This is a genomic window from Spirillospora sp. NPDC049024, assembly GCF_040649235.1.
Lineage (GTDB): Bacteria > Actinomycetota > Actinomycetes > Streptosporangiales > Streptosporangiaceae > Spirillospora.
Genome location: NZ_JBEZFD010000001.1, coordinates 1 through 25,455 on the forward strand (window position 1 = coordinate 1; position 25,455 = coordinate 25,455).

Annotated in this window: 22 protein-coding genes; 12 read left to right on the plus strand and 10 right to left on the minus strand. The window is 73.2% G+C overall.

Going from position 1 to position 25,455, the window contains the following annotated elements:
- Nucleotides 1-196, minus strand: a 196-nt coding sequence (locus AB0C21_RS00005) for a hypothetical protein (protein WP_500202344.1), incomplete at its 3' end; no start/stop codon positions are given.
- Here AB0C21_RS00005 and AB0C21_RS00010 point away from each other — a divergent pair.
- From AB0C21_RS00010 to lipB, 6 genes are all read left to right on the plus strand, one after another.
- Nucleotides 166-1,698, plus strand: a complete 1,533-nt coding sequence (locus AB0C21_RS00010) for a leucyl aminopeptidase (RefSeq protein ID WP_500201902.1) — start codon at nucleotides 166-168, stop codon at nucleotides 1,696-1,698. The genes AB0C21_RS00005 and AB0C21_RS00010 overlap by 31 nt on opposite strands.
- A gap of 157 nt (nucleotides 1,699-1,855) precedes the next feature.
- Nucleotides 1,856-3,247: a dihydrolipoyl dehydrogenase gene (lpdA, locus tag AB0C21_RS00015; RefSeq protein WP_500201903.1), complete on the plus strand. Its 1,392-nt coding sequence runs from the start codon at nucleotides 1,856-1,858 to the stop codon at nucleotides 3,245-3,247.
- Between the two features lie 36 nt (nucleotides 3,248-3,283).
- Entirely contained in the window at nucleotides 3,284-4,783 is a 1,500-nt protein-coding gene (gene sucB, locus AB0C21_RS00020; protein ID WP_500201904.1) for a 2-oxoglutarate dehydrogenase, E2 component, dihydrolipoamide succinyltransferase, read from the plus strand.
- 126 nt (nucleotides 4,784-4,909) lie between these two features.
- Nucleotides 4,910-5,797: a TIGR01777 family oxidoreductase gene (locus tag AB0C21_RS00025; RefSeq protein WP_500201905.1), complete on the plus strand. Its 888-nt coding sequence runs from the start codon at nucleotides 4,910-4,912 to the stop codon at nucleotides 5,795-5,797.
- A gap of 84 nt (nucleotides 5,798-5,881) precedes the next feature.
- On the plus strand, nucleotides 5,882-6,619 hold the full coding sequence (locus AB0C21_RS00030) for a Type 1 glutamine amidotransferase-like domain-containing protein (protein ID WP_500201906.1): 738 nt from the start codon (nucleotides 5,882-5,884) through the stop codon (nucleotides 6,617-6,619).
- Nucleotides 6,620-6,656: 37 nt separating this feature from the next.
- Nucleotides 6,657-7,370, plus strand: coding sequence for a lipoyl(octanoyl) transferase LipB (gene lipB / locus AB0C21_RS00035; protein ID WP_500201907.1), 714 nt, complete (start codon nucleotides 6,657-6,659; stop codon nucleotides 7,368-7,370).
- On the opposite strand, the gene AB0C21_RS00040 is transcribed toward lipB, so the two are convergent.
- A complete protein-coding gene (locus AB0C21_RS00040; RefSeq protein WP_149257465.1) occupies nucleotides 7,352-7,852 on the minus strand; it encodes a YfbM family protein in 501 nt (166 codons plus the stop codon). The genes lipB and AB0C21_RS00040 overlap by 19 nt on opposite strands.
- A 205-nt stretch (nucleotides 7,853-8,057) precedes the next feature.
- On the opposite strand from AB0C21_RS00040, the gene lipA reads away from it, so the two are divergent.
- Both lipA and AB0C21_RS00050 read left to right on the plus strand, forming a co-directional pair.
- Nucleotides 8,058-8,984: a lipoyl synthase gene (gene lipA / locus AB0C21_RS00045; protein WP_500201908.1), complete on the plus strand. Its 927-nt coding sequence runs from the start codon at nucleotides 8,058-8,060 to the stop codon at nucleotides 8,982-8,984.
- Between the two features lie 47 nt (nucleotides 8,985-9,031).
- Nucleotides 9,032-9,727 (plus strand): DUF4191 domain-containing protein, encoded by a 696-nt coding sequence (locus AB0C21_RS00050; protein ID WP_353822105.1) that lies wholly within the window; start codon nucleotides 9,032-9,034, stop codon nucleotides 9,725-9,727.
- A 102-nt stretch (nucleotides 9,728-9,829) separates the two neighbouring features.
- On the opposite strand, the gene AB0C21_RS00055 is transcribed toward AB0C21_RS00050, so the two are convergent.
- Nucleotides 9,830-10,306 (minus strand): RDD family protein, encoded by a 477-nt coding sequence (locus AB0C21_RS00055; RefSeq protein WP_149257468.1) that lies wholly within the window; start codon nucleotides 10,304-10,306, stop codon nucleotides 9,830-9,832.
- A 154-nt stretch (nucleotides 10,307-10,460) separates the two neighbouring features.
- Here AB0C21_RS00055 and glnA point away from each other — a divergent pair, with 154 nt between their 5' ends.
- Nucleotides 10,461-11,885 carry a type I glutamate--ammonia ligase gene (glnA, locus tag AB0C21_RS00060; protein ID WP_149257469.1) on the plus strand — a complete coding sequence of 475 codons (1,425 nt, stop codon included), beginning with the start codon at nucleotides 10,461-10,463 and terminating at the stop codon, nucleotides 11,883-11,885.
- Nucleotides 11,886-11,990: 105 nt separating this feature from the next.
- Here the strand turns inward: glnA and AB0C21_RS00065 are convergent, their stop codons facing one another.
- A complete protein-coding gene (locus AB0C21_RS00065) occupies nucleotides 11,991-12,572 on the minus strand; it encodes an LppU/SCO3897 family protein (RefSeq protein WP_500201909.1) in 582 nt (193 codons plus the stop codon).
- A 299-nt stretch (nucleotides 12,573-12,871) separates the two neighbouring features.
- Between AB0C21_RS00065 and AB0C21_RS00070 the strand changes: the two genes are divergently transcribed.
- Nucleotides 12,872-15,007 carry a DEAD/DEAH box helicase gene (locus tag AB0C21_RS00070; protein ID WP_500201910.1) on the plus strand — a complete coding sequence of 712 codons (2,136 nt, stop codon included), beginning with the start codon at nucleotides 12,872-12,874 and terminating at the stop codon, nucleotides 15,005-15,007.
- Nucleotides 15,008-15,088: 81 nt separating this feature from the next.
- The gene (locus tag AB0C21_RS00075) at nucleotides 15,089-15,481 is read left to right on the plus strand and encodes an OsmC family protein (RefSeq protein ID WP_353822109.1); all 393 of its coding nucleotides are present in this window, start codon (nucleotides 15,089-15,091) and stop codon (nucleotides 15,479-15,481) included.
- A 25-nt stretch (nucleotides 15,482-15,506) separates the two neighbouring features.
- On the opposite strand, the gene AB0C21_RS00080 is transcribed toward AB0C21_RS00075, so the two are convergent.
- Nucleotides 15,507-17,117: an alpha/beta hydrolase gene (locus tag AB0C21_RS00080; RefSeq protein ID WP_500201911.1), complete on the minus strand. Its 1,611-nt coding sequence runs from the start codon at nucleotides 17,115-17,117 to the stop codon at nucleotides 15,507-15,509.
- Nucleotides 17,118-17,355: 238 nt separating this feature from the next.
- Here AB0C21_RS00080 and AB0C21_RS00085 point away from each other — a divergent pair, with 238 nt between their 5' ends.
- Entirely contained in the window at nucleotides 17,356-18,237 is an 882-nt protein-coding gene (locus AB0C21_RS00085) for a phosphatase PAP2 family protein (RefSeq protein ID WP_235036560.1), read from the plus strand.
- 72 nt (nucleotides 18,238-18,309) lie between these two features.
- On the opposite strand, the gene AB0C21_RS00090 is transcribed toward AB0C21_RS00085, so the two are convergent.
- The 5 genes from AB0C21_RS00090 to AB0C21_RS00110 all read right to left on the minus strand — a co-directional run bounded on the left by AB0C21_RS00090 (nucleotide 18,310) and on the right by AB0C21_RS00110 (nucleotide 25,353).
- Nucleotides 18,310-21,363: a bifunctional [glutamine synthetase] adenylyltransferase/[glutamine synthetase]-adenylyl-L-tyrosine phosphorylase gene (locus AB0C21_RS00090; protein ID WP_500201912.1), complete on the minus strand. Its 3,054-nt coding sequence runs from the start codon at nucleotides 21,361-21,363 to the stop codon at nucleotides 18,310-18,312.
- A 27-nt stretch (nucleotides 21,364-21,390) separates the two neighbouring features.
- Nucleotides 21,391-22,752 carry a gamma-glutamylpolyamine synthetase GlnA2 gene (gene glnA2 / locus AB0C21_RS00095; protein WP_500201913.1) on the minus strand — a complete coding sequence of 454 codons (1,362 nt, stop codon included), beginning with the start codon at nucleotides 22,750-22,752 and terminating at the stop codon, nucleotides 21,391-21,393.
- A gap of 125 nt (nucleotides 22,753-22,877) precedes the next feature.
- Nucleotides 22,878-23,705 carry an amino acid ABC transporter ATP-binding protein gene (locus AB0C21_RS00100; protein WP_500201914.1) on the minus strand — a complete coding sequence of 276 codons (828 nt, stop codon included), beginning with the start codon at nucleotides 23,703-23,705 and terminating at the stop codon, nucleotides 22,878-22,880.
- Nucleotides 23,702-24,571 (minus strand): amino acid ABC transporter permease, encoded by an 870-nt coding sequence (locus AB0C21_RS00105; protein ID WP_235036561.1) that lies wholly within the window; start codon nucleotides 24,569-24,571, stop codon nucleotides 23,702-23,704. The genes AB0C21_RS00100 and AB0C21_RS00105 overlap by 4 nt, the downstream gene beginning before the upstream one ends.
- Nucleotides 24,529-25,353 (minus strand): substrate-binding periplasmic protein, encoded by an 825-nt coding sequence (locus AB0C21_RS00110; protein WP_500201915.1) that lies wholly within the window; start codon nucleotides 25,351-25,353, stop codon nucleotides 24,529-24,531. The genes AB0C21_RS00105 and AB0C21_RS00110 overlap by 43 nt, the downstream gene beginning before the upstream one ends.
- Nucleotides 25,354-25,455: the final 102 nt, after the last annotated feature.

The window sequence follows — 25,455 nt, forward strand, 5'->3', positions numbered from 1 at the left end:
CCCATCGATACGGGATGTAGTTGTCCAGCACGTTGGCCGGCACTGACAGCCGCTCACGGAGCTCAGGCTCGTCGTCTCGCGCGTAGAAGCGGTTCTCTGCCCTGAGGGCGCGGCGGCCTCCCCGGCCCGCGCGGGCGCGCGGGCCGGGGAGCGCCCGGGCGGGCAATGCTTGATCCAAAAGGGCGAAACCGGTCACCAAGAGGACTAACATCGGGCTACGTGACGAGCATCAGCCTTGACAGCGCAGACCTGGCCGGACTCGACGTCGACGCGATCGTGATCGGCGTCGCCCCCGCGGAGGCGGGTGCCGCACCGGCCGCCGGCGCCGAAGCACTCGACCGCGCGATGGACGGCAGGCTCGCCGACGCGCTGGGCGCGCTCGGCGCCACCGGCAAGGCCGGCGAGGTGACCAGGCTGCCGTCGCTCGGCGCCGTCCCCGCCAAGATCGTCGTGGCCGCCGGGCTGGGCGAGAGCCCCTCCGCCGAGGACCTGCGCCGCGCCGCGGGCGCCGCCGTCCGCTCCCTCGCCGGCACCGCCCGGGTCGCGGTCGCGCTCCCCGCCTCCGGCGCCGCGGACGTCGAGGCCGTCGCGCTGGGCGCGCTGCTGGGCGCCTACTCCTTCGACTCCTTCCGCACCGGCGACGACCACAAGAGCCCCGTCGAGGAGATCCGGCTGCTCGCGCCCGCGTCCGAGGAGGCCGCCGTCGGGCGCGCCCGCACCCTCGCCGCGTCCGTCAAGCTCGTCCGCGACCTGGTGAACACCCCGCCGTCCCACCTGTCCCCCGAGGACTTCGCCGGCGAGGCCGAGCGGGTCGCCGGCGAGACCGGCCTCGCCATCGAGGTGCTGGACGAGAAGGCCCTCGTCGAGGGCGGGTACGGCGGCATCACGGGTGTCGGGCAGGGGTCGGTGAACCCGCCGCGCCTCGTCCGGCTGGCCTACGCCCACCCCGAGGCGTCCAGGACCCTCGCCCTCGTCGGCAAGGGCATCACGTTCGACTCCGGCGGCCTGTCCCTCAAGCCCAGCGAGGCGATGGACTGGATGAAGTCCGACATGGGCGGCGCCGCCGCGGTGCTCGGCGCGCTCGCCGCCATCGCGGAGCTGCGCCCCGCGGTCAACGTCGTCGGCTACCTCGCGATCGCCGAGAACATGCCGAGCGGCACCGCGCAGCGCCCGTCCGACGTGCTGCGCATCTACGGCGGCAAGACGGTCGAGGTCCTCAACACCGACGCCGAGGGCCGGCTCGTCATGGCCGACGCCCTCGTCCGCGCCGGCGAGGACTCCCCCGACCTCATCGTGGACGTCGCCACCCTGACCGGCGCGCAGCTCGTCGCCCTCGGCACCCGCACCGCCGGCGTCATGGCCAACGACGACGACGTGCGTGAGAAGGTGGTCGCGGCGGCCGAGCGCGCGGGCGAGGCCGCCTGGGGCATGCCGCTTCCCGCGGAGCTGCGCAAGGGCCTCGACTCGGCGGTCGCCGACATCGCCAACATCAGCGGCGAGCGGTGGGGCGGCATGCTGGTCGCCGGGACGTTCCTCAAGGAGTTCGTGCCGGACGGCGTCAAGTGGGCGCACCTCGACATCGCGGGCCCGGCCTTCCACAAGGGCGAGCCGTACGGGTACACGCCGAAGGGCGGCACCGGCGCGGCGGCCCGCACGCTGGTCCAGATCGCCGAGGACGTCGCCGCGGGCGTGCTGTAGTCGCCACGGGAATCCCGCGGGGGCCCCGCGCGCTGTGAGCGGGCGGAGAACAGAATAGGTTTTCTTGTGGCGGTGGGGGCCCGGGTACCGGTGCGCCCCGCCCCGCCCAGGGCGCCGCGATCCACGCGGCGCCACAACCGGGGAAAGGGAGCGTCCAGTGGCCAACAACGGCCCCTTCGACATCGTCGTCCTAGGTGCCGGCAGCGGCGGTTACGCGTGCGCATTGCGCGCCGCCGAGCTCGGCAAGTCGGTCGCGCTCATCGAGCGGGACGAGTCGCTCGGCGGGACGTGCCTCAACCGCGGCTGCATCCCCACCAAGGCGCTGCTGCACGCGGCCGAGGTGGCGGACCAGTCCCGCGAGGCCGCGAAGTTCGGCGTGAAGACCACCTTCGAGGGCATCGACGTCGCCGGAGTGAACGCCTACAAGGACAAGGTCGTCTCGACGACCGTCAAGGGCCTCACCGGGCTGATCAAGTCCCGGGGCATCGAGGTCGTGCACGGCACCGGCCGGCTGGCCGGCCCGACGGCGGTCGAGGTCGACACCGCCGAGGGGACCCGCCGGATCGAGGGCGCGCACATCGTGCTCGGCACCGGTTCCGTGCCGAAGTCGCTGCCCGGCCTTGAGATCGACGGCGAGCGCGTCATCTCCAGCGACCACGCGCTGCGGCTGGAGCACGTCCCCGGCTCGGTCGTCATCCTCGGCGGCGGCGTCATCGGCGTCGAGTTCGCCAGCGTGTGGCGCTCGTTCGGCGCCGAGGTCACGATCGTCGAGGCGCTGCCGCACCTGCTCCCGCTGGAGGAGGAGTCCAGCTCCAAGCGCCTGGAGCGCGCCTTCCGCAAGCGCGGCATCAAGTTCGAGCTCGGCACCCGGTTCGAGAGCACCAAGACGACGCAGGGCGGCGTCTCGGTCACCCTCGAGGGCGGCAAGACGATCGACGCGGAGCTGCTGCTGGTGGCGGTGGGCCGCGGTCCGGTCTCCGACGGCATCGGCCTGGCCGAGGCCGGCGTCGAGACCGAGCGCGGGTTCGTCAAGGTCGACGAGTACTGCCGGACGAACGTCCCCACGATCTCCGCGGTCGGCGACCTCGTCCCGACCCCCCAGCTGGCGCATGTCGGCTTCGCCGAGGGCATCCTCGTCGCCGAGCGGCTGGCCGGGCTCACCCCGCCGCCGATCGACTACGACGGCGTCCCTCGCATCACCTACTCCGACCCCGAGGTGGCCTCGGTCGGCATCACGTCCGCCGTGGCCCGCGAGCGCGGGTACGAGATCAAGGAGGTCACCTACGACCTCGCCGGCAACCCCAAGAGCAAGATCCTGGGGACGCAGGGCGAGGTCAAGGTGATCGCGGCCGCGGACGGCCCCGTCCTCGGCATCCACATGGTCGGCGCACGCGTCGGCGAGCTCATCGCGGAGGGGCAGCTCATCTACAACTGGGAGGCCCTGCCCGGCGAGGTCGCCCAGCTGATCCACCCCCACCCGACCCAGTCCGAGGCGGTCGGCGAGGCGCATCTCGCCCTCGCCGGCAAACCACTGCACGTGCACGGCTGACAAGCCGCACAAGTATTCCGAAGGAGTCGCTGAGACATGCCGGTCTCCGTCACCATGCCCCAGCTCGGCGAGAGCGTCACCGAGGGCACCGTCACCCGCTGGCTCAAGAAGGAGGGCGAGCGCGTCGAGACCGACGAGCCGCTCCTGGAGGTGTCCACCGACAAGGTCGACACCGAGATCCCCTCCCCCGCCTCGGGCATCCTCACCAGCATCACCGTCGCCGAGGACGAGACCGTCGAGGTCGGCGCAGAGCTGGCCGTCATCGGCGACGAGGGCGAGGCGCCGTCCGGCGGCGGCGCCCCGGCCGCCGAGGAGCAGGAGGCGGAGCCCGAGCGGCAGGAGGCCCCGCAGCAGGCGCAGCAGCAGGCCCCGCCGCCCGCGGCGTGGCCGCCGCCGGCCCAGCAGCACCCCGCCGCCCCGCCGTCCCCGGCGCCCGCTCCGGCACCGCAGCCGCAGGCCCAGCAGCCCGCGCCGCAGCAGCCCGCCCCCCAGCCGCCCGCGCCGGCTCCCGCGGCCCAGCAGCCCGCCCAGCAGCCCGCCCAGCAGCAGGCCGAGCCGGGCGAGGGCCCGTACGTCACGCCGCTGGTGCGCAAGCTGGCGGCCGAGCACAACGTGGACCTCGGCACGGTGAAGGGCACCGGCGTCGGCGGCCGCATCCGCAAGCAGGACGTCCTGGAGGCGGCCCGCGCCGCCCAGCAGGCCGCCCAGCGCCCGGCCGCGCCCGCCGCCCCGGCCCCCGCGCCGGCCCCGGCCTCCGTCGGCCGGCACGCCGCCCCGGCGCCCGCCGGCGCCCCCGCCGAGCAGATGGCGCTGCGCGGCCGCACCGAGAAGATGTCGCGCATGCGGCAGACGATCGCCCGCCGCATGGTCGAGTCGCTGCAGGTGTCGGCGCAGCTCACCACCGTGGTCGAGGTGGACATCACCAAGCTGGCGCGGCTGCGGGAGCAGGCCAAGGCCGACTTCCAGGCCCGCGAGGGCGTCAAGCTGTCGTTCATGCCGTTCTTCGCGCTGGCGGCGGTCGAGGCCCTCAAGGCGCACCCGAAGCTGAACGCGGTCATCAACAGCGAGACCAACGAGGTCACCTACCACGAGGTGGAGAACCTCTCCATCGCGGTGGACGTGCCCGAGCGCGGCCTGATGGTCCCGGTCGTGCACAACGCGGGCCAGCTCAACCTCGGCGGCCTCGCGCAGCGGATCGCCGACATCGCCGAGCGCACCCGCACCAACAAGGTGAGCCCGGACGAGCTGGCCGGCGGCACGTTCACGCTGACCAACACCGGCAGCCGCGGCGCCCTGTTCGACACCCCGATCCTCAACCAGCCGCAGGTCGCCATGCTCGGCACCGGCGCCGTCGTCAAGCGCCCGGCCGTCATCGACGACCCGGAGCTGGGCGAGGTCATCGCGGTCCGGTCGATGGTCTACCTGGCGCTGACCTACGACCACCGCCTGATCGACGGCGCGGACGCCGCCCGCTTCCTCGCCACGGTCAAGCACCGCCTTGAGGAGGGCAACTTCGAGGCCGAGCTCGGCCTCTGACCCTCCCGCACGTCCGCCCGGACCCCGCCGCGCCGCACGGCCGGCGGGGTCCGGCGCGTCCGGGGAAACGCGGGACCCGCCGGAGAGTTCCACCGCCCGGTGGCGCCGTCCCTCTACGCTGGGGATATGAGGGTCACCGTCACGGGGTCGTCGGGCCTCATCGGCTCGGCGCTGGTGCAGTCGCTGCGGGGGGACGGCCACGACGTCGTCCGGCTGGTGCGCAGGGAGCCGTCCGGGCCCGGGGAGGCGCGCTGGTCCCCGGCCGACGGGTGCGTCGACAAGGAGTCGCTGGAGGGCGCGGACGCCGTCGTGCACCTGGCGGGCGCCGGGGTCGGCGACCGGCCGTGGACGAAGGCGTACAAGCAGAAGATCCGCGACAGCCGGCTGGTCGGCACCCGCACGCTCGCCGAGGCGATCGCGACGGCCTCGCCACGGCCGCGCGTGCTGGTCTGCGGGTCGGCGATCGGGTACTACGGCGACACCGGCGACCGGGAGGTCGACGAGGACTCCCCCGCCGGGCAGGGCTTCCTGGCCGACCTCGTCCGCGACTGGGAGGCCGCCGCCGCGCCCGCGCGCGAGGCGGGGGTCCGGGTCGTCCACCCGCGGACGGGCGTCGTGCTGGCCCGCGAGGGCGGCGTCCTCGGGCGCACGCTCCCGCTGTTCAGGCTCGGCCTCGGCGGCGACCTCGGCGACGGCCGCCAGTGGACGAGCTGGATCTCCCTGCCCGACGTGGTGGCGGCGCTGCGGTTCCTCATCGACACCGAGATCGCCGGGCCGGTCAACCTGACCGCGCCGAACCCGGTGACCAACGACGCCTACACCAAGGCGGTCGGCCGCGCCCTGCACCGGCCCGCCCGGCTGTCCGTCCCGAAGTTCGCGCTGCGCGCCGCCCTCGGCGGCTTCGCCGACGAGGGGCCGCTGGTCAGCCAGCGGGTCCTGCCGCGCCGGCTGCTGGGCGCCGGGTTCGGGTTCGCGCACGAGGACGTCGACTCCGCCCTCGCCGCCGTCCTTTGACCCTCAAGAAACGTCAAAGTCCCGGGCGGCCCCCCTCGGCGGCCATACGGTGGCGGTGAGACGGATCGCCTACGAGGGGGATGCATGAGCACCGACGGACAGCCGCACATCCTCGCCATCGGCGGCGGCAGCTTCGTGCCGGACGGCAGGGAGGGGCTCGCCCCGAGCCCGCTGCTGCGCTACGCCTTCGACCTGACCGGCCAGGACCGCCCGCGGGTGTGCTTCCTGACGACCGCCATGGGCGACGGCGCCGAGTACATCGCCCGCTCCTACTCCGCCTTCTCCTCCATGGACGCCGAGGTCAGCCATCTCGCGCTGTTCCCGATGCCGAACGTGCCCGACGTCCGGGCGCACCTGCTCGGCCAGGACCTGCTGTACGTGTCGGGCGGCAGCGTCGCGAACCTGCTGGCCCTGTGGCGGCTGCACGGCCTCGACGAGATCCTGCGGGAGGCGTGGCAGGAGGGCGTCGTGCTGTCCGGGCAGAGCGCGGGAGCGCTGTGCTGGCACGCCGGCGGCAACACCGACTCGTTCGGGCCGCAGCTGCGCCCGCTGACCGACGGCCTCGGCCTCCTGCCGTACTCGTGCGGCGTCCACTACGACAGCGACCCGCAGCGGCGCCCGCTGCTCCAGCAGCTCGTCGGCGAGGGGACGCTGCCGGGCGGGTACGCGGCCGACGAGGCGGTGGGCCTGCACTACGTCGGCACCGAGTTCGTCCAGGCCGTGTCCTACCGGCGGGACGCGGGGGCCTACCGGATCGAGCCGGACGGGCCGGGGACGGCGAAGGAGTACCGGCTGGAGCCCCGGCTGCTCGCCGCGTTCTGAGGAGCGGTCCGGGCGATCACGGCATAAGCTTGCCCGTGTGAGCGATGTGGACGTACGTGAGCTGGTGGTGGTGCACGCGGGGTTCGGCGAGGCGGCCGTCCCCTACGAGGACGGCTGGGAGCTGCAGAAGCGCACCCACGCGCTGCGGGTGGACGACGCGATCCCCGACACCGTCCTGCTGCTGGAGCACCGCCCCGTCTACACGGCGGGGAAGCGGACCGAGGCGCTCGACCGCCCGTTCGGCGACCCCGGCGCACCGGTCGTGGACGTCGACCGCGGCGGGAAGATCACCTGGCACGGTCCGGGGCAGCTCACCGGCTACCCGATCGTCCGGCTGCCCGACCCCGTGGACGTCGTCGGCTACGTGCGGCTGCTGGAGCAGATGATGATGGACGTCTGCGCCGACCTCGGGCTCAGGACGGCGACGGTGGAGGGGCGCAGCGGCCTGTGGGTCCCCGGGACCCCGGACCGCAAGATCGGCTCAATCGGGATCCGGGTGGCGCGCGGCGTCGCGATGCACGGCTTCATGCTCAACTGCGACAACGACATGAGCTGGTTCGACCGGATCATCCCCTGCGGGATCCGGGACGCCCAGTCGACCAACCTCAGCCGCGAGCTGGGCCGGGACGTGACGGTCGCCGAGATCGTCCCGCTCGTCGAACGGCACCTGGCGGCGGCGCTGGGCGCGGCGGAGACGTTCCACCGCACCACGGCGCAGCTCGGGGTCGCCGGTCAGGCCATCACCTTGTAGACGGCCTGGCCCTCGGTCGCGGCGAGCCGGAAGAACTCGGCCAGCCCCGCGTAGGCGGGCTGGAAGACCCGCTCGCGGGCGGCGCCGTCCAGCCGCCCGGCGTCCTGGACGCCCGCCTGGACCATCGCGGCCGGGTCGTAGCGTCCGGCGATCTGGGCGAACGGCGTCGCGGCCAGGTGGTCGGCGGCGGGCTTGACCCGGTCCGGGGCGAGGTAGATGACGTCCATGCCGAGCTCGTCGGCGCCGTCCTCGGTGAGCAGCCGCCCCCCGCAGACGACGTCGGCCTCGGGCTGCCGCCCCTCCCACGGGTCGCCGGTGACGAGGTAGTGCATGGCCTGCCACGCCCGGCCGAGGTCGAACAGCGCGCCCGCGCCGCGCCGCCGCCAGTTCGCGTCGCCGAAGACGTGGCGCGCGATCCGGCCGGGATCGGGCTCGCCCTCCAGCACGGGCGGCACCCTGAGGTACGACATTGCCAGACCCACGGTGGTCCTCCTGCTGACGCTGTTGCGTGACGACAGGGAGTCACCCTAGAGAGATCCATTGACGGAGATGGCCGAAACACGCGAATCGGCTGCACCGGCGGAGTACCGTCATACGTTCGAGATCGCTCCGATACGCCATCGATGCCCCTCCCGGCGGAGGGCTCCGGTGTGCCGGGACCGCAGATCGCGACGTACTCTGGGACCCGTGACGACGGTGACACCTGAGGGGCGCAAGCTCCTGCGCGTCGAGGCGCGCAACAGCCAGACCCCGATCGAGCGCAAGCCCGAGTGGATCAAGACCCGGATGAAGATGGGCCCGCAGTACCGCGAGCTCACCGGCCTGGTGAAGTCCGAGGGCCTGCACACGGTGTGCCAGGAGGCGGGCTGCCCCAACATCTTCGAATGCTGGGAGGACCGCGAGGCCACCTTCCTCATCGGCGGCGACCAGTGCACCCGGCGCTGCGACTTCTGCCAGATCGACACCGGCAAGCCCGCCGCGCTCGACCGCGACGAGCCGCGCCGCGTCGCCGAGTCCGTCGCCACGATGGGGCTGAAGTACGCGACCGTCACCGGCGTGGCCCGCGACGACCTGGAGGACGGCGGCGCCTGGCTGTACGCCGAGACCGTCCGGCGCATCCACGCCGCGGTCCCCGGCTGCGGCGTCGAGCTGCTGATCCCCGACTTCAACGCCGTCCCCGAGCAGCTCGCCGAGGTGTTCTCGGCCCGGCCGGAGGTGCTCGCGCACAACGTGGAGACCGTCCCGCGGATCTTCAAGCGGATCCGGCCCGGGTTCCGGTACGAGCGCTCCCTGGAGGTCATCACCCGGGCGCGCGAGGACGGGCTGGTCACCAAGTCGAACCTGATCCTGGGCATGGGCGAGACCCGCGAGGAGGTCTCCCAGGCGCTGCGCGACCTGCACGAGGCCGGCTGCGAGCTCATCACGATCACCCAGTACCTGCGGCCCAGCCCCCGCCACCACCCGGTGGAGCGGTGGGTCAAGCCCGAGGAGTTCGTGGAGCTGTCGGCCGAGGCCGAGGAGATCGGCTTCGCGGGCGTGATGTCCGGGCCGCTGGTGCGGTCCAGCTACCGCGCCGGCCGCCTCTACAAGCAGGCCGTCTCCGCGCGCGGCTGACGACCGGGCTGGCGGGGCGGCCGCCCGACCCGACTATCCTTGGACGCATGTCGAAAAAGCCCACGGACGGGGCCCAGGAGAGTCCAGGGCGCCTCAAGCAGATCCGCATGGTCGCCCAGGTGCTCCGCCAGGCCGACCCGAAGGCCCTGCCGATCGTGTTCGCCTCCGCGATCGGGACGCTCGTCGTCGTCATCCTCATCGGGCTGCTCATCGGCCAGCTCTGGTTCTTCATCCCGCTGGGCGTCCTCGCCGCGTTCGCCGTCGGCATGATCGTCTTCGGGCAGCTGGCGCAGCGCGCCCAGTACAAGGTGATCGCCGGGCAGCCCGGCGCGGCCGCCGCGATCCTGAAGAACATGCGCGGCAACTGGTCGGTGACCGAGGCGGTCAGCGGCAACCGCAACCTCGACATGGTGCACCGCGTGGTGGGGCGCCCCGGCGTCGTGCTCGTCTCGGAGGGCCCGCGCAACCGCGTGGGTCCGCTGCTCGGCGCGGAGAAGAAGCGCATCTCCCGCGCCGCCCAGCAGGTGCCGATCTACGACCTGCAGGTCGGCGACGACGAGGGGCAGGTCCCGGTCGACAAGCTTCAGCGCCACCTGATGAAGTTGCCACGCAACCTCACCAAGGGGCAGGTCGCCGAGCTGAACGACCGGCTCCAGGCGCTCCCCCGGTCGATGCAGATGCCGAAGGGCCCGATGCCGAGGGGCGCGAAGATGCCCAAGGGCCCCAAGCCCAAGCTGCGCTGACGCCCCCCACAGAAAAAGCGCCCCCTCGGGGGCGCTTTCTTTTTTGGATGGCCGGCTTCCGGCTTTCCGGGCCGGCCGTCCCGCCGGATCGTGACGGCGAGGCTAGATGGTGACGACGACCGTGTTGCTCGCGCGGTCGTGCATGCCGCGGTAGTCGCGGTCCCAGATCAGCGCGGGGATGACCAGGAGCAGCAGCAGGGTCCGGGCGAGAGCCCAGCCGAGGCCGACGGGGCGCCCGTCCAGCCGGGCGACCCGGATGCCGCACAGCCGCTTGCCGATCGTCGTGCCGAGGAACGCGGTGAGCACCCACGCCTGCAGGCCGAAGATGAGCAGCGTCCACGTGCTGCGCTCGGCGGGCTCCCACCCGAACGAGCGCGCGAGCAGGCTCGCCACGAGCATCGACAGGCCCCAGTCGATGAACAGGGCGAGGAGCCGGCGGCCGTAGGGCGCGACGGATCCGCTGCCGCTCTCCGGGAGGCCGATCCGCTTCCCGGGCTCGCCGAGGTCGGCGCCGGCCGAGCGCGCACCGCCGAGCCACGTCTGCGTCCACCGCGGCCCGGCCGCCTTACCACCGCTCATGCCCCTACGCTATCCGGTCCCTCCGAAGGTTCGGACACGGCTCCCGGGGGGAGGCCCGGAGTGACCCGTAACACAGCGGAAACATACGAGACATGGCCGGGAAACGGCGCCGCCATAGCGTGCTGTAAGCCGAGAACCGCCCTGAGGAGGCTGGATGTTCAGCAGCGCCGAAGAGGTCCTGAGCTACATCGGGAACGAAGGTGTGCGATTCGTCGACTGCCGGTTCGTGGACCTGCCGGGCAAGATGCAGCACTTCACCTTCCCCGTCGAGAGCTTCGGCGAGAGCGTCTTCACCGACGGGCTGATGTTCGACGGGTCGTCCGTCCGCGGCTTCCAGGAGATCCACGAGTCCGACATGCTCCTGCTGCCGGACCCGAGCACCGCCGTCGTGGACCCGTTCCGCCAGCACAAGACGCTGATCCTGAACTTCTTCGTGCACGACCCGCTGACCGGCGAGCCCTACAGCCGCGACCCGCGCAACATCGCCCGCAAGGCCCAGGACTACCTGCGCGGCACCGGCATCGCCGACACGTGCTACTTCGGCCCCGAGGCCGAGTTCTACATCTTCGACGACGTCCGCTTCGAGACCAAGCAGAACGCCGGCTACTACTACCTCGACTCCGTCGAGGGCGCCTGGAACACCGGCCGCGAGGAGCCCGGCGGCAACCTCGGAGCCAAGCCCCCCTACAAGGGCGGCTACTTCCCCGTCCCGCCGATGGACCACTACACCGACCTGCGCTCGGAGATGGTGGCCCAGCTCATCGAGTCGGGCATCCACGTCGAGATGCAGCACCACGAGGTCGGCACCGCGGGCCAGGCCGAGATCGACTTCCGCTTCGACACGCTGCTGAAGACGGCCGACAACCTGATGCTCTACAAGTACATCGTCAAGAACGTCGCGCGCGCCGAGGGCAAGACCGTCACGTTCATGCCGAAGCCGATCTTCGGTGACAACGGCTCGGGCATGCACTGCCACCAGTCCCTCTGGAAGGACGGCTCGCCGCTGTTCTACGACGAGGTCGGCTACGCGGGCCTGTCCGACAACGCGCGCTACTACATCGGTGGCCTGCTCAAGCACGCCCCGTCCCTGCTGGCCTTCAGCAACCCCACGGTGAACAGCTACCACCGTCTCGTCCCCGGCTACGAGGCCCCGGTCAACCTGGTCTACTCCCAGCGCAACCGGTCGGCCTGCATCCGCGTCCCGATCACCGGTTCGAACCCGAAGGCCAAGCGGATCGAGTTCCGCGTGCCGGACCCGTCCTGCAACCCCTACCTGGCCTTCTCCGCCATGCTGATGGCCGGGCTGGACGGCATCAAGAACAAGATCGAGCCCGCGGAGCCGGTCGACAAGGACCTCTACGAGCTGCCGCCCGAGGAGGCCCGCGCCATCCCGCAGGTCCCCGGCAGCCTCCCCGAGGTCCTCGCCGCCCTGGAGGCCGACCACGACTACCTGCTGGAGGGCGGCGTCTTCACCTCCGACCTCATCGAGACCTACATCACGATGAAGAACGAGTTCGAGATCGACCCCATCCGCCTGCGCCCCCACCCCCACGAGTTCGAGCTCTACTACGACATCTAGGCCGCGGAGGCGCGCTGACGCGGCATGTCGTCAGCGCGCCTCAGCCCGGTTCCGGCCCGGTTCCGCGAGCGACCGCGGACCGCCTGCTCGAAGGACCGCTCCCGGTCAGACGCCGACCGTGCACATCGTCACGGGCGGATCGGGATAGGCGAGCGCGAAGGGCCGTCCGGGGTCGACCTCGAGCGGATTGACATCCCGGCCGCAGAGGGCGGGGTCCGTCCTGCCCGGGACCACGGCGGCGACCCGGTAGGTCGCCGACGGCCCGCACGCCACCTTGGTGGCCTTGCCGTGCGGGAGCCCGGCGTCCTGGTAGAAGCAGTCTCCGACCTTCGCGTTCAGCATGAGGCACAGGTCATCGCTACCCCGGCCCTTCGATGTGGAGGCCTCCCCATAGGCGTCGCCCTTGCAGTCTCCCTCGCGCACCGTGACCACCTGGTAAGCGGCCGTCGGGGCGGTGCAGGGGACGACGCGGAAGTCGTCGGCGTTCACGATCAGACCCCCGCGCGCTTTGGCCTCCAGGCACTCGCCCTTCCGGGGAAGACCGTCCCCGACCAGATGAGCGATGACGGGTACGCCCACAAGCACCGCCACCATGAACACGCTCGTGAAGACCAGCCAGAACTTGGTCTGCCGGCTCAAGCCAGGTGACGGGTCCGGCAGGTCTATCCGCAGTCTCTGCGGCTCCATCGGTCTTCGCCTTTCCGCCCGTGACCTGGCCGGTGTCCGCGACCGGGACATCAGCGCTCGGCCGTAGTTCTCACCCGTGGTGCTGGGACGCTCCCGTACCTCCATCGGTTCCGCGGCGACGCCGCGCGCGGCAGGGCTCTCGCCGTTCCTCCGGCCGCTCCAGTGTCGTGTCGGTGGGGCCGCCTACGGTGGGGCGGCGTGAGGGATCGGCTCGGGCGCACGGCCGCCCGGGCGGGGCGGCCGCCGCACGCGTGCGGGGCTGGCATCATGTGGGCCGAACGCGCGGGTTGGAGGGCGGGATGGCATACGACGCCAAGGACGTCCTGAGGGGCGGGTACTCGCTGCTGGGCGCCGCGCGGGACCTGGTCGCCGACCACCGGCGGGCGCTGGCCGACGTGCACGCGGCGCTGGCGCCGCTGCGGACCGAGGCGGCGCGCGAGCAGCTCACCTCGATACCGCTGGCCCGGCTGAAGGACGTCACGGACGGGCGGCTGCGGCTCGGGCCGCTGGAGGAGGCCGGGTTCACCAGCGTCGCGGACGTGCTCGACTCGACGCCGTACCGGCTCCAACTGCTGCCCGGGCTCGGGCCGCAGACGGCGCAGCAGCTCCACGCGGCGGCCGGGAGCCTGGCGGAGGCGGCGGAGCGGTCGGCGACGGTGCGGATCGACGTCGACCGGCGGGACGAGGCGATGACGCCCGCCGTCGTCGCGCTGCACCGGCTGGTGAACGCGGGGCCGGAGCTGCCGCGGGCGCGCGCGGTGGCGGAGGAGGTCGACGAGCGCGTCGCGCCGCTGGTGCAGGACGCGCGGCCGGCCGGGTCGTGGTGGCGCAGGCTCCTCGCGCCGCCGGCGCGGCGCGAGCGGGCGCGGGCGGCGGTCGGCGAGCTGGCCGAGGCCCTGGCCGCCGAGGAGGCGCGCGGCACCCGGCTGCTGATCTCCCAGGCGTCGGTCGACCTGCTGCGGCCGCACGTGTCGGCCGACGAGGCCTGGATCGACTTCGAGCTGCGGGCGGCCGACTACCAGACGCTCCTGGCCGAGCTCGCGGCGGCGGACCCGGAGCGGGAGGCCGCCGAGGGTTTCCTGCCGACCGACCTCGCGGCGCGGGTCAAGGCTCAGCCGCTCGACGACCGGTTCCGGCGGGTGTCGCTGCGCGGGTACCAGGCGTTCGGGGCGCGGTTCGCGCTCGTCCAGAAGCGGGTGATCCTGGGCGACGAGATGGGGCTCGGGAAGACGGTCCAGGCCATCGCCGCGATGGCCCATCTGCGGGCGCGGGGGGCCACGCACTTCCTGGTGGCGTGCCCGGCGAGCGTGCTGATCAACTGGGTCCGGGAGATCGAGACCCGCAGCACGATCGCCGCGCACCCGCTGCACGGGTCCGGCCGCGCGGGGGCGCTGCGCAAGTGGGCCGGGGACGGCGGCATCGCGGTGACGACGCTCGCCACCCTCCACTCCCTCGGCGTCCCGGAGGACGTGCGGGTCGGCATGTTCGTGGTGGACGAGGCCCACTACGCCAAGAACCACGAGACCCGCCGCGCCCGCGCCGTCGCCGAGTGGTGCCGCAGGACGGAGAACGTCCTGTTCCTCACCGGGACGCCGATGGAGAACCGGGTCGAGGAGTTCCGGAGCCTCGTCGCCCATCTGCGGCCCGAGGTCGCCGAGCGGGTCCGCCCGCACGACGCGGCGATGGGGGCGCGGGCGTTCCGGTCGGCCGTGGCGCCGGTGTACCTGCGGCGCAACCAGCGTGACGTGCTCGTCGAGCTGCCCGAGGTCGTGCACGTGGACGAGCTGGAGGAGTTCAGCCGGGCCGACGCGGCCGCCTACCGCAAGGCCGTGGCGGCGGGCAACTTCATGGCGATGCGCCGGGCCGCCTACGCCGTCCCGAAGCGGTCGGCCAAGCTCGACCGGTTGAAGGAGCTGGTGGTCGAGGCCGCCGAGAACGACCTGAAGGTCGTGGTGTTCTCCTACTTCCGGGACGTGCTGGCCGCCGTCGGGGAGGCGCTCGGGCCGGACACCCGCGGGCCGATCTCGGGCGAGACCCCGCCGGCGCGGCGGCAGGAGATCGTGGACGAGTTCACCGCCGAGCCGGGGCACGCCGTGCTGCTCGCGCAGATCCAGGCGGGCGGAGTCGGGCTGAACCTGCAGGCGGCGTCGGTGGTGATCCTCTGCGAGCCGCAGGTGAAGCCGACGATGGAGACGCAGGCGATCGCGCGGGCGCACCGGATGGGGCAGGTGCGGACCGTCCAGGTGCACCGGCTGATCACGCCCGGCGGCGTGGACGAGCGGATGCTGGAGATCCTGCACGTCAAGACCATGCTCTTCGACGAGTACGCGCGGCGCAGCGACCTCGCGGAGCAGACCCCCGACGCGGTCGACATCTCCGAGCGCGACCTCGCCCGGCAGATCGTCGCCGAGGAGCAGGAGAGACTCGGGACGTAGGGAAGGCCCGGGACGCAGGGAAGAACGCGGGGCATGCCCGCGTTCTCGCGGGCGGAGACCAGCCGATCAAAGGGGATTGTCATGGCGGAGGTCAGGGTGGAGCGCACCGAGGACGGCTTCCGGGCCGTCAACGGCCGGGGCGCGGCGGTCGCGATCGGGGACGGGGACACCGAGGGCGTCTTCACGCCGGTCGAGCTGCTGCTGGCCGCGCTCGGCGGCTGCGAGCTGGTCACCGTCGAACCGCTGACGGCCAAGCGCGGGCACCGGATGGCGCGCCTCGCCGCTACCGTCCAGGCCGACAAGGTCGCGACGAGCACCCTCGGCACGATCACGGTCACCTACGACGTGGAGCTGCCCGAGGGCGACGACGAGGCCGAGGACGTCCTGAAGGCCGTGGCCGCGCGCGTCCACGAGAAGTACTGCACCGTCGGCAACGCGCTCCGGGAGCCGATGAAGGTCGACCAGGTCGTGTAGCGGCCCCCGGGCGCGCCGCGGGCCGCTAGCCGCAGGTGGCGCCCGCCGCCGGCAGCGCGCCGCGCAGCAGGTAGGCGTGCACGGCCTCGCGGACGCAGGGGTCGCCGGTGTCGTAGGCGCCGTGCCCCTCGCCCTTGAGGGTGAGGAGCGCGGCCCCGCCGCCGAGCGCCTCGGTCAGCGCGGCCGCCCACGCGTACGGGGTGGCGGGGTCGCCGGTGTTGCCGACGACGAGGATCGGCGCCGCGGACGGCGCGGACACCTCGCGCGCGGCGGGGTCGCCCTGCACCGGCCAGCCCGTGCACTGGAGCAGGCCCCACGCCAGCGGAGCCCCGAAGATCGGCGAGGCCGCGCGGAACCGCGGCAGGAGCCGGCGCACGTCGCGGACGGTGTAGCGGTCGGTGCTGTCGGCGCAGGTGATGGCGGTGTTGGCGGCGGCGAGACTGCTGTAGGTGCCGTCCTGCCGCCGCCCGTTCTGGACGTCGGCGAGCATCAGCAGCAGGCTCCCGTCGCGGCGCTTCACCGCGTCGACCAGGCCCTGCGCGAGGTACGGCCAGGCGTCCTGGGAGTAGAGCGCGGCGGCGACGCCGGCCGTGCCGAGGCTCTGGGTGAGCCTCCGCCCGGACGAGGTGCGCAGCGGCTTCCGGTCGAGCCCGGCCAGGAACCGGCCGATGGACGCGGCGACGGACGGGCCGTCCCTGCCGAGGGGGCACTGCTTGGCGCCGAGCCGGGCGCAGGCGGCCCCGAACTCGCCGACGGCGCGTTGGAACGCGGCCGCCTGCTGCCGCGCCAGGTCGGCGCGGTCGAGCCGGGTGTCGACGGCCCCGTCGAGGACGGCCCGCCCGACCCTGCCGGGGAACTGGTGCGCGTAGCTGCCGCCGAGCCAGGTGCCGTAGGAGATCCCGAAGTACCGCAGCCGCTCGTCGCCGACGGCGGCGCGGATCATGTCCAGGTCTCGGGCCGCGTCGACGGTGCCGACGTGCGGCAGCAGCCGTCCCGACCGCGCCTCGCACTGCCGCACGAAGGCGGCGCGCCCGGCCGCGTACGCCCGCTCCTCGGCGGCGGTGTCGGGGCTGTCGTCCATGGCGGCGAGCGCGTCCATGCGGCGGGCGTCCGCGCAGGCGACGGGGCTGCTGCGGCCGACGCCGCGGGGGTCGAAGCCGATGAGGTCGTAGCGGGCGCGCAGGTCGGCGTACTGGCCGGCGGCCTGGGCGAGCGTGTCGACGCCCTCACCGCCGGGGCCGCCGAAGTTGAACACCAGCGAGCCGATGCGCCGGTGCGGATCGGCCGCCGGCACCTTGATCAGCGCGATGCCGATCCGCTCCCCGGACGGCTTGGCATGGTCGAGCGGCACCCGGAGCGTCGCGCAGCGCACCCCGCGCGGCCGCTTGCTCCCGGGCGCCGGGGACGGCAGGCCGGTGCAGCGCCCCCACGCCGGCCGCGGGACGGCCGCCGCCTGCGCGCCGGTCGCCGCCGGCGGGGTGCCGGTCGCCGCGCGGGGCTCGCCGAGCGCGGTGCGCGACTCGCCGGGCGCCGTGCGGGGGCGGCCCGCCCCCGCCGAGAGGGAGAGCAGCACTAAGACGGCCAGGGCCGCGCCGCCCACCGGCATCACGCCGGATGTCCCCCGATACCTGGCCATTCGTCCTCCCGTTCGCATCGTGTGAAGCGATCGGGATCTACCCAGGGCCCTCTATGCTGACTCCTGGTCGGCTCCATCGGGTCCGGTGGGAGGAGGAGCGGCGGGGGTCCCCCCGGCGTCCCTGAGGCCCTCCCCCGAAAGTCCGGATACCGCATCAGGGTCGTACTACTCAAGTCTGAGATGAAGACCATTCGTCGCGGTGATCTCATTCGGGGGCCGTGCGGCAAAGATAGGTACCATGGCTCAACCCGCCCCCCCAGCGGCCCGCAGAAGCGAGGCCGGCGCCACCGGAATGCGGCGCCGCATCCTCACCGCGCCCCCTGTCTGGCGCGAGCTCCTGCTGGTCGTCCTCTTCTACACCGGCTATACGCTGACGCGCATCGTCCTGGTTCAGGACGGCACCGGGCCGGCGTTCGCGCACGCCGACGAGATCCTGCGCGTGGAGCGCTACCTGGGGCTGGACTTCGAGCTGCACCTCAACCAGACGCTGCTGACCGTGCCCTGGCTGGCGCGGACCGCCAACGTCTTCTACGCCACGATGCACTTCATCGTGACGCTCGCCGTCGTGGTCTGGCTGTACCGCTACCGGCCGCAGCACTACCGGTGGCTCCGCACGTCGATCATGGTCGCCACCGGCGTGGCGCTGATCGGCTTCTGGCTGTACCCGCTGGCGCCGCCGAGGTTCCTGCACAGCGAGGGCTTCGTCGACCCGGTGACCGCGCTGCACTCGCTCGGCCTGTACGCCAGCGACGCGTCCGGGAGCCTGACCAACCAGTACGCGGCCATGCCGTCCATGCACGCCGGCTGGTCGCTGTGGTGCGGGCTCGTCCTGGTCAAGCTGGCGACGCAGACGTGGGCCAAGCTCCTCGGCGTGCTCTACCCCGCCACCACCGTGGTCGTGATCCTCTCCACCGCGAACCACTACGTGCTGGACGCGGTGGCGGGCATGGCGCTCATCGGCGGCGCGCTGTGGGTGTCGTGGATCCTGTACACCCGCTGCCCCGCGCCGCTCATCATCGCGAGGACCCACGTCGCGCACCGGCTCCACCAGTGGACCGGGCGGCGCACGGGCGGCTCCGGGGCCGGCTCCGCCGCCACCGGCGGCGCCACCCGCCCCTGACCGGCGTACGACTCCGGGCCGACCGCGTACATCCCGGGGACTACGCGCCGCCCGGTCCCGCGGGCCGGGGGCTCAGTCGGCGCCGTAGAAGACGCGGTCGACGACGGTGCGGGCGCGGCGGGCGTGCCGCCGGTAGTCCTCCAGGAGGTCGCCCGTCCCGGGATAGTCGAGGACGCGGGCGACGGCGCTGCGCTCGCGGCGGTGGTCGGTGGGCAGCAGGTCGGACGCCCGGCCCCGCACCAGCATGAGCGCCCCCCGGATCCGGGTGGCCATGCACCACGCCTCCGCCAGGACCTCGGCGTCCTCGGCGCTCAGGAGGCCGGCCTCGACCGCGGCGTCCAGCGCGTCCAGGGTGCGGGTGGTGCGCAGCGCCGGGACCTCGTGGGCGTACCGGAGCTGGAGCAGCTGCGCGACCCATTCCACGTCGGCGAGCCCGCCCGGCCCGAGCTTGGTGTGCAGGCGCCGCTCGACGCCGCGCGGGAGCCGCTCGGACTCCATCCGCGCCTTCAGCCGCCGGATCTGCCGGACGGCGTCCTCGCCGATCCCGTCCTCGGGCCAGCGGACGGGGTCGATCAGCGCGCGGAACCGCTCGCACAGCTCCGGATCGCCGATCATCGGGTCGGCGCGCAGCAGCGCCTGCGCCTCCCAGGGCTCCGACCAGCGGGCGTAGTAGGCGGCGTAGGACGCGAGGGTGCGCACGAGCGGCCCCTGGCGCCCCTCCGGGCGCAGGTTCGGGTCGACCACCAGCGGCGGGTCGGGGGCGGGCAGCGCGAGCAGGCGGCGCAGCTCCTCGGCGACGGCGTGCGCGGCGCGCCCGGCGGCGCCCTCGTCCGCGCCGGTCAGCGGGTCGTGCACGAACATCACGTCGGCGTCGCTGCCGTAGCCGAGCTCGTGGCCGCCGAAGCGGCCCATCGCGACGACCGCCATCCGGGTCGGCAGCGGACCCCGGGACTCCATCTCGATCTTGTTGATCGCGGCCTGGAGCGCGGCCTCGACGGTGACGGCGGCGATGCCGGTCAGCGCCTCGCCCACCGCGCGGACGTCCACGAGGCCGAGCAGGTCGGCGACGGCCACGCGGAACAGCTCGCGGCGCCGCAGCGCCCGCACCACCCCGACCGCCTCCTCGGCGCCGCCGCTCACCCGCGCCTCCGGCGCGGCGGCGCCGCCCGGCCCCTCGTTGTGGCGGCGGACGGCGGCGAGCGCCTCAGCGCGCAGCGCCTCGCAGGGGCGCGGCTCCAGACCGGTGTCGCTGCCGAGCAGGGCGACCGCCTCGGGGGCGCGCAGCAGCAGGTCGGTGGCGTAGCGGCTGGAGCCGAGCAGCCACGCCATCCGCTCGGCGACGGTCACCTCGTCGCGCAGCAGCCGCAGGTACCAGGGCGTGGTGCCGAGGGCGTCGCTGACCTGCCGGAACCCGAGCAGCCCCGCGTCGGGATCGGGCGCGTCGGCGAACCAGCCGAGCATGACCGGCAGCAGCGTCCGCTGGATCGCGGCCCGCCGCGACACGCCCGCGGTCAGCGCCTCGATGTGCCGGAGCGCGCCCGCCGGGTCGGCGTACCCGAGCGCCTCCAGCCGGACGCGGGCCGCCTCCGGGGTGAGCCGGGACTCCTCCCCCGGCAGCCGGGCCACCGCCCGCAGCAGCGGCCGGTAGAACAGCTTCTCGTGGATGCGGCGGACCTCCCGGGCGTGCCGCCGCCACAGCGCGGTGAACTCCCCGACCGGGTCGGTGCGCAGCCCGAGGGCGCGGCCGAGGCGGCGCAGGCCGCCCTCGTCGTCCGGGACGAGGTGGGTGCGGCGCAGCCGGTGCAGCTGGACGAGGTGCTCCACGCGCCGCAGGAACCGGTACGCCGACGCCAGCGCCGCCGCGTCGTCGCGCGCGACGTAGCCGCCCTGGGACAGGTCGGCGAGGGCGTCCAGCGTGGTCGGGCTGCGCAGCTTCCCGTCGGCGCGGCCGTGGACGAGCTGGAGCAGCTGCACCGCGAACTCGACGTCGCGCAGCCCGCCCGGCCCGAGCTTGAGCTGCCGCTCGGAGTCGGCGGTGCGCTGGTTCAGGTCGGCCTCGACGCGGCGCCGCATGGCCTGGACGTCCTCGACGAAGCTCTCCCCCTCGGCCGCCTTCCACACGATCGGGGTGATCATGTCGAGGTAGCGGGCGCCGAGGCCGGCGTCGCCCGCGACGGGACGGGCCTTCAGCAGCGCCTGGAACTCCCACGTCTTGGCCCACCGCTCGTAGTAGGCGCGGTGGCTGGCGAGGGTCCGCACGAGCGGCCCGGACCTGCCCTCCGGGCGCAGCGCCGCGTCCACCTCCCAGAGCGAGCCCTCCTCGGTCGAGGCCGAGCAGGCCCGCATCATCGCCGACGCGAGGCGGGTCGCGGTGCGCAGCGCGGCGTCCTCGTCCTGCCCCTCACCGGTCTCGCCGGCGCCCCGCGCTTCCGCCACGAAGACCACGTCGACGTCGCTGACGTAGTTCAGCTCGCGGCCCCCGCACTTGCCCATGCCGATCACGGCGAGCCGGCACGCCTCGTGCCCGGGGACCTCGGCGCGGGCGATCGCGAGGCCGGCCTCCAGCGCGGCGGCGGCGAGGTCGGCCAGCTCGGCGGCGACCTCGGCGACGTCGGCCAGGCCGATCAGGTCGCGTCCGGCCAGCGCGAGGAGGCGGCGCCGGTAGGCGACGCGGAGCGCGACGAGCGCGTCCTCGCCGCCGGCCACCGGCTCCTCGGCGGACGGGTCGGCGCCCACGGCGGCGAGCAGGTCGTCGCGGGGGGTGCCGAGCGGGCCCGCGAAGCCGTCGCGCAGCACCCGCCAGTGGTCCGGGTGCCGCGCCAGGTGGTCGCCGAGCGCCGCGCTCACCCCGAGGACGGCGGTCAGCCGCTCTCTTGTCCCCGGCTCGGCGGCGAGCGCCGCGCGCAGCTCGCCGCCGGCGGCGGGGAGCAGGCGCAGCAGCCCGTCCAGGGCGAGGTCGGGGTCGGCGGTGCCGCCGAGCGCGTCGAGCAGGCGGTCATCGGGCCCCGAACCGTCCCGCTCGGCCTCCGCGAGCAGCCGCTCCGCCCGCGCCGCGTGGGTGAAGCCGAGCCGGGCCAGGCGTCCGGCGAGCGAGGGACGGCGGTCGGAAGTCCAGGACTCGGTCACAGGACCAACCGTAATCCGGTACGGGCCTCAGAGGACGGCCAGCAGCCGCTTCCGCTCGAATTCGGTCACCTGGCGGCGGTAGTCCTCCCACTCCTGGCGCTTGTTGCGCAGGAAGAAGTCGAAGACGTGCTCGCCGAGGACGTCGGCCATCAGCTCGCTGCGCTCCATCGCGTGGATGGCCTCGTCCAGGTTCTGCGGCAGCGGCTCGATGCCGAGGGCGCGCCGCTCGGCCACGGTGAGGGCCCAGACGTCGTCCTCGGCGCCCGGCGGCAGCTCGTAGCCCTCCTCGATCCCCTTGAGCCCGGCCCCGAGGATCGCCGCGAACGCCAGGTAGGGGTTCGCGGCCGTGTCCAGCGACCGGAACTCGATGCGGGTCGAGTGGCCCTTGTGCGGCTTGTACATGGGGACGCGGACGAGGGCGGACCGGTTGTTGTGCCCCCAGCAGATGTACGAGGGGGCCTCTCCGCCCAGGCCCGCCGTGGAGCCGACGTTGCCCCACAGCCGCTTGTAGGAGTTGACCCACTGGTTGCACACGGCGGTGATCTCCGCGGAGTGCCGCAGCAGCCCGGCGATGAACGCCCGTCCCGCCTTGGAGAGCTTGAACTCCGCGCCGGGCTCGTAGAAGGCGTTGCGGTCGCCCTCGAACAGCGACATGTGGGTGTGCATGCCCGAGCCGGGGTACTCGGTGAACGGCTTCGGCATGAAGGAGGCGTGGACGCCCTGCTCCAGCGCGACCTCCTTCATGACGAGCCGGAACGTCATGATGTTGTCGGCGGTGGTGAGCGCGTCGGCGTACCGGAGGTCGATCTCCTGCTGGCCGGGGGCGCCCTCGTGGTGGCTGTACTCCACCGAGATGCCCATCGCCTCCAGCATCGTGATCGCGTTGCGCCGGAAGTCGTGCGCGGCGCTGTGCGGGGTGTGGTCGAAGTAGCCGCCCGAGTCCGCCGGCTCGGGCTCGCGGCCGTCCTCGGGCTTGTCGTTGAGGAGGAAGAACTCGATCTCGGGGTGGGTGTAGAAGGTGAACCCGAGGTCGGCGGCCCGCGCGAGGGCGCGCTTGAGCACGTAGCGGGGGTCGGCGAAGCTCGGCGTCCCGTCCGGCATGAGGATGTCGCAGAACATGCGGCCGACGCCCGGCGACTCCGACCGCCAGGGCAGTACCTGGAAGGTGGACGGGTCCGGCTTGGCGATCATGTCGGCCTCGTACACCCGGGCGAAGCCCTCGATCGCCGAGCCGTCGAAGCCGATGCCCTCGCCGAAGGCGCCCTCCAGTTCGGCGGGGGCGACGGCCACCGACTTCAGGAACCCGAGCACGTCGGTGAACCACAGCCGGATGAAGCGGATGTCGCGCTCCTCAAGAGTGCGGAGCACGAACTCCTGCTGACGGTCCAATGCCCTCTCCCTCGGTACTGCCCTGTCGGCGGGACTGCGGTGTCGACGACGCGGGCCCGGCATGCCGGCCGTGCTGAGCCGGTCCGGCTACATCTGCAGTATGCCCGGCCGCTGTTACCGCGACGTTACGCGTCCGCGGCCGGTGATCGGAACATATCCGACCCGGGACCGTCCTCGATCCGCGCGGCGGCCGGGTCGAGGACGCGCGAAAGGAAGGTCCTCGTCCGCTCGTGCTCCGGATCGCCGATCACCCGGGCGGGCGGGCCCTCCTCCACGACCACCCCGCCGTCCATGAACACCACCCGGTCGGCCACCTCCCGGGCGAAGCTCATCTCGTGGGTGACGACGAGCATCGTCATCCCCGCCTCCGCGAGCCCGCGCATGACGCCGAGGACGTCCCCGACCAGTTCGGGGTCGAGCGCGGACGTCGGCTCGTCGAACAGCATCACCTCGGGGCCCATCGCGAGCGCGCGGGCGATCGCCACGCGCTGCTGCTGGCCGCCGGACAGCTGCGCCGGGTAGGCGTCGACCTTGTCGGCGAGCCCGACCCGCTCCAGGTTCTCCCGGGCGGTCCGCTCGGCCTCCGCCCGGCCGCGCCGCAGCACCTTCCGCTGGGCGATCATGACGTTGCCGAGCGCGGTGAGGTGCGGGAACAGGTTGAACGACTGGAAGACCATGCCGATCCGGCGGCGGACGGCGTCGATGTCGACCTCGGGGTCGGTGACCTCGGCGCCGCCGACCCGGACCGTCCCGGCGGAGGGCTCCTCCAGCAGGTTGACGCACCGCAGCAGCGTCGACTTGCCCGAGCCGGAGGGGCCGATCACGCAGACGACCTCCCCCGCCTCGACGCGGAAGTCGATGCCGCGCAGCACCTCGTTCGCCCCGAACGACTTGTGCAGACCGCTGATCTCGATGGCCGCCGGGTTCCCGGTGTCCTTGCCGAGGCTCGTCATCGCCGCCCCCTGCGCTGCCGCGCCTCCAGCCGCCGGGCCAGCAGGCTCAGCGGGATCGTGATGAGCAGATAGCAGATCCCGGCCACGATGATCGGGGTGGTGTTGCCCTGCTCGCCCGCGAGGTCGCGGCCGAACTTCGTGAGCTCCCGCTGTTCGAGCGTGATGCCGAGGAACAGCACCAGCGAGGAGTCCTTGCAGAGCAGCACCAGCTCGTTGGTCAGCGGCGGGATGATGATCCGGAACGCCTGCGGGATGACGATCGAGCGCATCGCGCGGGTGTGCGACATGCCGAGCGACCGCGCCGCCTCCAGCTGCCCCTTCGGGACGGCCTCGATCCCGGCCCGGATCGTCTCGGCCATGTACGCGGTGGCGGCGAGGCCGAGGGCCAGGCCCGCCTGCCCCGCGGCGCCGCCGGGGATGTTGGTGCCGGGGAAGGCCAGCGGCACGCCGACGCCCACGAAGATGAAGATCAGCAGGAGCGGCAGGCCGCGGAAGACCTCGATGTAGCCGGTGGCGAACCACCGGTACGGCGGCACCGACGACAGCCGCATCAGCGCGACGACCAGCCCGCCGCCGAGGCCGAGGCCGAACCCGACCGCGGTGTAGACGGCGGTGTTGCGCAGCCCGATCGTGATGATGTCGGGGAACAGGCTCTTCGCGACGTCCCAGTTGGCGAAGTTGAGCCGCAGGGTGCCCCAGTCGGCGAGCGCCGCGACCAGCACGATGACGACGATGAAGATCCCGTACTGGCCGCCGAGGGAGAGCTGCCGGCGGCGCCGGCGGGTCAGCCCGCCCGGCGCCGCCGCCCCGGCCGGCTCGGCGGTCACGATCCGCCGCCGGCGCTCGGCGGCATTGGACCGATCCACTTCTCGTAGATCCGCTTGTAGGTCCCGTCCGACTTCGCCTGCGCGATCACCTGGTTGGTGATCTTCACCAGTTCGGGGTTGTGGCCCTTGCGCATCCAGAACCCGTACTGCTCGCCGGTGTTGAGGTTCGCGGCGATCTCGAAGCCGGAGTTCGCCGGGTCCTTCAGCCAGCCCTTGACGACCGGGTCGTCCTGGACGATCACGTCCACCTGGCCGGTGCGCAGGCCGTTCAGCTCGGCGTTGGAGTTGTCGAACGAGCGCGGGTCGAAGCCCTTGCCCTTGACGAAGTCCTCGCCGGTGGTGCTCGCCTGCGAGCCGAGCTTGAGCTTCTTGGCCTTGACGTCGTCGAGCGAGGTGATCCCGCTGCCCTTCTTCGCCATCAGCGACTGGGTGGCGTCGAAGTAGGGGGCGGAGACGTCCATGAACTTCACCCGGTCGGGCTTGATCGTCATGCCGCCCATCTGGATGTCGCACTTGCCGGCGTTGAGCGCCGAGCCCGTCTTCATCGTCTCGAACGGGGTGTCCACGATCTTCTGGGTGACGCCGAGCCGCTTGGCGACCAGGTCGATGAGGTCGACGTCGAAGCCGACGACCTTGCCCGACTTCCTGTCCTCCGACTGGAAGGGCGGATAGGGCAGGTGCGTGCACGAGGTGAGCGCGCCCTTCTCGATGAGCTTCACGCCCTGCACCGTCGCGCCCTTGTCGCCGCCGCACGCCGACGCCGTCAGCGCCAGGGCCGCGAGCCCCGCGCCGAGCGCCCGGAGTGTCGTCCGTCTCGACACGTTTCCTCCTGATCATGCTGCCTTCTGATCAACGCACTATCGCACGGCCGCCCGGGTGGACGGCAGGGGCGGGGGCTGACTCGCCCGTGACCGTCCCCGGAT